Annotated in this window: 6 protein-coding genes and 1 riboswitch; all 6 genes read right to left on the bottom strand. The window is 64.7% G+C overall.

The genetic code is table 11. The features are described 5' to 3' along the window. Positions 1-310: 310 nt before the first annotated feature. Entirely contained in the window at positions 311-892 is a 582-nt protein-coding gene (locus tag RAD10_RS30225) for a hypothetical protein (RefSeq protein ID WP_461620351.1), read from the bottom strand. Positions 893-951: 59 nt separating this feature from the next. Further along, positions 952-3189 (bottom strand): TonB-dependent receptor, encoded by a 2238-nt coding sequence (locus RAD10_RS30220; RefSeq protein WP_461620350.1) that lies wholly within the window; start codon positions 3187-3189, stop codon positions 952-954. A gap of 114 nt (positions 3190-3303) precedes the next feature. Then, positions 3304-3518, bottom strand: a riboswitch (cobalamin riboswitch). A 44-nt stretch (positions 3519-3562) separates the two neighbouring features. Then, a complete protein-coding gene (locus RAD10_RS30215) occupies positions 3563-3826 on the bottom strand; it encodes a hypothetical protein (RefSeq protein WP_244550660.1) in 264 nt (87 codons plus the stop codon). 98 nt (positions 3827-3924) lie between these two features. Further along, on the bottom strand, positions 3925-4134 hold the full coding sequence (locus RAD10_RS30210; protein WP_461620349.1) for a hypothetical protein: 210 nt from the start codon (positions 4132-4134) through the stop codon (positions 3925-3927). A gap of 138 nt (positions 4135-4272) precedes the next feature. Next, positions 4273-4449, bottom strand: coding sequence for a hypothetical protein (locus RAD10_RS30205; protein WP_018320305.1), 177 nt, complete (start codon positions 4447-4449; stop codon positions 4273-4275). Positions 4450-4573: 124 nt separating this feature from the next. Next, positions 4574-6310 (bottom strand): adenylate/guanylate cyclase domain-containing protein, encoded by a 1737-nt coding sequence (locus tag RAD10_RS30200; protein ID WP_461620348.1) that lies wholly within the window; start codon positions 6308-6310, stop codon positions 4574-4576. Positions 6311-6366: the final 56 nt, after the last annotated feature.

The following is a 6366-nucleotide window of genomic DNA, read 5'->3' as shown; positions in this document are numbered from 1 at the left end:
ACCTCTCATGCCGACGCTGCCGCGTCCACCGCAAGCCCGGCTCGCGATGCGTGACGACACATGATCGCCCCTCTTGGTGAGCCGGGATGGGCGACACATACGCCGAAACCGAATTTCGGTAAAGTGGAATATTTTGGCGCGCGTGGATTGACAGAGGGCGACACAGGCACGGTCCCGTAGCCCGGATGGAGCCAACGGGTCGGCGCGAAGCGCCGCCCGATGACAGGCTCCGCGTAATCCGGGACAGTGCAAAATGCCGGGCAAGCGGCCCCGGATTACGCGTTCGCTCCATCCGGGCTACGAGAGCGGCTCAGGCCGATATTGCTCGCTTGCGTCCGGCCGGATCGATCAGACGGACGATCTCACAGATCGCGACGAGGCCGGCGAGCCAGACCGCGCTGGTCAGTCCAATGCGCGTCACGATGGCAGCGGTGAAGGCGCCCTCGCCGCCGAGGAACGGCGTCGCGGCGAGCAGCGCGAGTTCGTAAATCCCATAGGCGACGACGAGCGTGATCGCCAGCGCCAGCGGCGTGCGGCCCTGCGGCAGCAGGCCGAGCACCGTCGACGAGGCCGCGGTCGCCAGAAGCGCGGCCGCGCCGATCACGAAGCCCCAGGAAATCGTGCTGGCATCAACGGGATAGTGCAGCACGCCGAAACCGATGATCTGGTTGACGAGCCAGGCGCCGGTGACGACGAGCAGCGCCGGACGCTGCGGCAGCATCGCCGCGGCAACGACGGCGAAGGCCGCGAACGGCGTGGCACAGGCGAACGCAAAACTTGCGAGCGCGCATGACGCCGTCAGCAGCGCAAAGCAGAACATCGGCGCAAGGCGCGGCGCGACCGGCTGAAGCCGGAAGCGATCGCCACTGGACGGCAGGATGCTGAGAGCCATGGTTGAATCTCCTTTTCGAATTCTAGTCCGTTTGAGGGCGTGTGACAGCCCCGGCGAAATCAGAACGTTGCACCGGCCTTGAGCAGATAGGTGCGGCCGGGCAGCGGATAGGCGCTGAAGCGGCCGTCCGTGAAGGTGCTCGCGATGGCGTAGTCGTAGTAGAGCGCGTTCAGCACATTGTTGACGCTGAGGGACCAGAAGTAGCGCTCAACCTGGCCGCTGAGCTTGAGATCGATCGTGCCGTTGGCGGGGATCGGCTTCTGGGTGCCCGCCTGGTCGTTGTCCATGCGACGCTCGCTCCAGAAGCGCGCGGTGGCATCGAGCACCACGTAATTCTGCCAGATGTTCCAGGTGACGCCCGCACTCGCCGTGTAGCGCGAGACCAGCGGCACGTCGTTGCCGGCCCAGATGCCTTCGCGGAAGACCGCGCTCGTATAGGCCACGCCGGAGCGCAGCAGCAGGGCGTCGTTGACGCGATAGGACAGGCTGGTCTCAGAGCCGTAGCGGCGGGTCGGATCAAGATTGGTGTTGTAGAACAGGACCGGATTGAAATGGACCTCGTTTGTGAGATCCATCAGATAGAGACTGCTCTGCAGCTGCAACCCGCCGCCCTTGATGCGAACACCACCCTCAATGTCCTGCGAGGTCTGGGTCTTGAGCTGGAACGTTTGCGGGATCGCGGCGAAGGTAAAGGGATCGAACGAAGGCCCTGAGGACAGGCGCTCGTCGACATCAGGCGTGCGGAACGCGCGCGCAACGCGGCCGAACAGCGAGACTTGGTCGTTGAGGCGATGCTCGGCGCCGAGATGCAGCGCATATTGGGTCTCGTTGCTCGTCAGCGGCAGCGCGCCGATGTCGCCGTTGAACGGAGCTGCCGGGTCGAAATTGTCGCGTGCCGCGAGCCTGACGTTCTGCACACGCGCGCCGTAGGAGATGTCCGTCTTGGGCGCGATTCCCAATGTGTGCTGGAAATAACCCGCAACCGTCTGCTGCCTGAGGTCGTAATTGTGCCATGGGGAGAGCCCCTGCCCGGCGCCGCGGTTCTGCTGAAAGCTCGCGTCGTAATAGTCGATGCCGGTCAGGAGCTGCGAGGGCATGCCGAGCAGCAGGCTCTTCACGCTGAGCCGCGGCGTGATCGACCATGTCGTCAGATGGGAACCGACATAGGTCGACGTGAAGAACGCCGGAACCGGCGTCGGGGTGGAAAAGAACGCACTCTGCTGCTTCTTGTCGCGCACGCCGCCGTCGACGATGAGATCGACGCCGTCGACCAGGGTCTTGGTGAAACCCGCGGTCGCGCCAAAACCCTGTTGGTTGGCGTAGTTGAAGGGCGTGCCGGTCCCTCGCCGGTTGGCCCTGAGCTCGTCGAGGCCGATGGAGGGATCGACGGTGCGGCCGCCCGGCAGCCGCAGCTCCTGATTGTCGCCGGTGACCGTGAGAAACGCGGTGAGGCCGGGCGTGGTGTAATTGAGATTGCCGACGCCATTCTGCTGGGAATAGCGATTGTTGTCGCGATAGCCATCGGTCCTGACCGTATTGCCATAGAACGAGGTCGACCACGGACCGGAATTGAGCGAGGTCGAGACGTTGCCGAGCCTGGTGTTGAACGAGCCGAAGCCGGCCTCGATGCGCGCGGTCACGGGCGGTCCGCCAACGCCATTTTTGGTGACGATGTTGATCACACCGCCGACCGCGTTGTCGCCGTAGAGCACCGCGCCGGAATTGCCCCGCGTGATCTCGATGCGTTCGATCGAATTGAGCGGGATGGTGGAGAGGTCCACCTGCGCCATGTCGACGTCGTTCAACCGCCGGCCGTTGACCAGCACCAGCGTGTTGGCGGTGGCAAAGGCGCCGAAGCCACGCAGGTCCACGCTGGTCTTGGCGCCGATCTGGCCGCCATAGAGCGTCGTGATCTGGGCCCCCGGCGTCTGCGTCGCGATGATCTCGGCAAGCGTCTGCGATGGCGAATGCGCGATATCCGCGGCCGTGATGACGGTCGTGGCGGCCCCGACGATGCCGCCGCTGCCGGCGGCAGCCTCACCGCCGGAGCCGGATGAGCCGGCGCCATCGCCTGCCGGCGCGACATTCGTCCTCACCCGCTGCCGCGTCGCCTCGCCGTCACCGATCGCCCTGGCGCGCGTGCGGTTCTGATCGTCGGCCCTGGTCACCTCGATCGGCGGCAATTGCTCGGCAAGCGCCTGCTGGGCGAAAGCGGAGGACAGATCGAGCGAATGGAGGGAAACGGATGCGAGCAGGCCGGCGCTGAGGCGCCTGGCAGCAGGGACAAGACGGGACACAATTGTAACCTCGGTATGACGTCAGTGGCACGTCACAGCGAACGAGGTTTCACGGCAGAGCGATGGATCGCTCCGGTGAAGCTAATGTCTGTACTCCCCGACCGACATCTTCGCGTGTGACCACGGCTGACGGCAGGTCTCCTGGCTCGCGGGTCGTGACCTTTCGTCGCCTTCCCAGGACCGAGATTCCCAGTGGCATGAGACGCAAGATTCACCGCTTACAGTTGCGGGGGCAGCCGTGGCGTTGAGACAAATCCCTGCGTTGGGACAATCCCGCACCACATTCCCTTTTGATCTCCGTGAGGAGAACCGTCGCCAATCATTTACGAGCCGTTGGCCCCGGGAGTCAATCGACCGGGTGCATGCCGGGCGCTCAGGTCCGCCCTCGCACCCGTTGCGCCTGGGCCCAGGCGACTGCGACGTCGCGCGGCGGAACATCGACGCGCTTGATCGGGGTCAATTCGCCGGAGGCCGAGACGATGGCGGTCTCCTCGCGGCGACAGCGCGTGCAGACAAAGCGCACCTCGTGCGGAGACGCCGACCAGCTCGACCGCTTCACATTGGCCGCCATCGGCCAGGCATCACAATGCGAGCACGACACCAGAAATCGACCGGGATCGAGCATACCCATTTCCATCGGACTCCACGTCCTGCCCACTTGCTTCAATGATTAACCCAAGTGAATCGTTCCGGTGCCCCAGCACCGCCGCTGGGTGCGCCGCGAGAAAGCGGGCCTCAGCGCGCGCCCTTGAGGGTGCAGGAGGTGGTGCAGGTGACCGTGGTGCCGCGATCGCACGATTTGCAGGCACTGACGCACTGGTTCATGTCGCGGGGATTGTAGCTGTAGTTCCGCATCGGGCAGGTCGGCGTCGAGCCGGTGATATCCTGCTCCTGGTCGCAGGCCGCCGTCATGAGCGCGAATATGATCACGGCAACGAGGCGCATGTGATTGCCCTGTCAAGCATGGCAAATGACACTCGCGAGGTGCGCTGCATTGCAGGGAACCCCGGCCTTTCCACCACGAGCGATCGCTCGCGAGGTCAAGGATGCGCGCCAAACCTTAAGAACGGATTGCAGCCGGGATCAGGCAGCAGCCTTGGTCGCGATCGCCTGCCGCATGTCCACCGCCAGCTGACGGTACTGTTCCGAGAGTTTCAGATAGAACTCGCGCTTGGTGCTGTCGGTGGCGAGCTTGGCGATCAGCTCGCATTCGGCGGTGAGCGTCTCGAACCGTTCCAGCCTGTCCTGAAGTTCTGTCATCGGCGTGTCCCCGTCAAACGCCTCAAGGACATCCAACCTAAGCCCGGGAAATAGGTCACGGCGAACATCGTTATCGAGTAGAAACGTTTTTTCCGGACAGGGCGGGCTGGCCCAACAAAAACGGCTATTTCTGCTCCAGCCGCCAGGCACCGTCCCACCCCTCTTCCGGCGGCTTGGCCTCGAATTGCGCGATGCGGCCGAGCATCGTGCGCGAGGGGCCGTCACCGGGGACGGCTTCGAGCGCGGCGTTGAAGGCGGCGCGCGCCTCGTCGAAGCGGCGGGCCCGATAGGCGGCGAGCGCTTCGGCATAATGCGCGCGCAGGCTGTCCTGCGCGCCGGTGAGTGCGCCCGCCCGCGCCATCACCTCGAAGATCGGCTGCGGCGCGCTCTGGCCCGCGACCGCCAGACGATCGATCTCGCGCAGCTCGAGCCGCGCTCCGATCGCGTCAGCAGTTGCCTGCGAGATCAGGATGCGGGTGCCGTAGACCTTGTTGACGGCCTCCAGCCGCGAGGCCAGGTTCACGGCGTCACCCATCACGGTGAAGCTCATCATCAGCTCGGAGCCGATGCTGCCGGTCAGGACCTCGCCGGTGGCGATGCCGATCCGCAGGTCACACGGCGCCGGCATGGCGCGAATGCCGAGCAGGTCGGGCAGCTGCTTCTGCAGCGCGGGCACCTGGTCGACCATCTCGGTTGCGGCGATGCCGGCCAGGAGCGCCTGCTCGTCCTCCTCGATGAAGGGCGGGCCCCAATAGGACATGATGGCGTCGCCGATATATTTGTCGATGATGCCGCGATTACCCCTGATCGGTCCGGACATCACCGTGAAATAGTGGTTCATCACTCTGACGAGGCCGCGCGGGGTCATGCCCTCGCTCATCGAGGTGAAGCCGCTCATGTCGCAGAACATGATGGTCATGACCCGGCGCTCGCCGTCGATCGCGACCTCGGGCCGGTCGATCAGCCCCTGCACCACCTTGGGATCGATGTAGCGGCCAAAGGTCTCGCGGATGCGCTCGTTGTGCCTGAGCTGCTCGGTCATGCGGTTGAAGGCCGCGGCGAGCTCGCCGATCTCGTCCTGCGTGGAGACGGTGATGGTCTTGTCGAAGCGGCCGGCCTCGACCTCGCGGGTGCCGGCGAGCAGCAGCCGCACCGGGCGCGTGATGCCGCTGGACACCAGGAGTGCAAAGGCAAAGCCGACGATCGCCGCGAGCAACGTCACGATGCCAGAGACGATGATCGCTTGGTGCTGATGACCGATCACCTGCGACGTGCTGGCGAAGACCTGCTTGAGCATGTCGGCCCGGATCGCATCGATCTTCTGGTTGAACTGGTCGCGCAGCGCGTCGATATGCTCGAGCGTGATGCGCGCTTCCGCCATCTGCTGTGCGTCGACCTGGCTGAGGAGTTTCGCGTGGCTCTCCTTCTGATCGCGGCGCAGCTCGCCGACGGCGGTCTCGATGCGGGTCTCGATCCGTGCCAGCGCGGCATTGTCGGACGGCGTGCGAGGGTCGTCTATGATCGCGTTGATCAGCTTGCGCGCGCGCTCGGCCTCCTCCTCGATCTTGCGGTCGGCGTCCTCGAACTCGCGAAGGCGGGCCGCATAGGCCTCCTCATCCGAGGAGGCCTGCATCTTCATCATGATCATCCGCCGCAGCGCCACCGAACGCTCCAGCGAGCGGATGTTGGCGCGCGCGAGATCGCCATAGGCCGGGATGTAGCGGTTGGTCAGCTCGTCGAGCAGGACGCCGACCTGGCTCGACATCACCATCGACAGGATCGAGGTGACCAGCATCAGGACGATCAATCCGAGGGCGATACCGACGATCTTGCGCCTGATCGACTGGTTGAAAATCGGCATAGCTGCAGGGACAAAGGCCAAAGGGACAGAGCAAGGGAACTCCATACACCGGATCT

The organism is Bradyrhizobium sp. 23AC, assembly GCF_054863025.1.
This window is presented reverse-complemented; position numbering and strand designations above follow the sequence as displayed.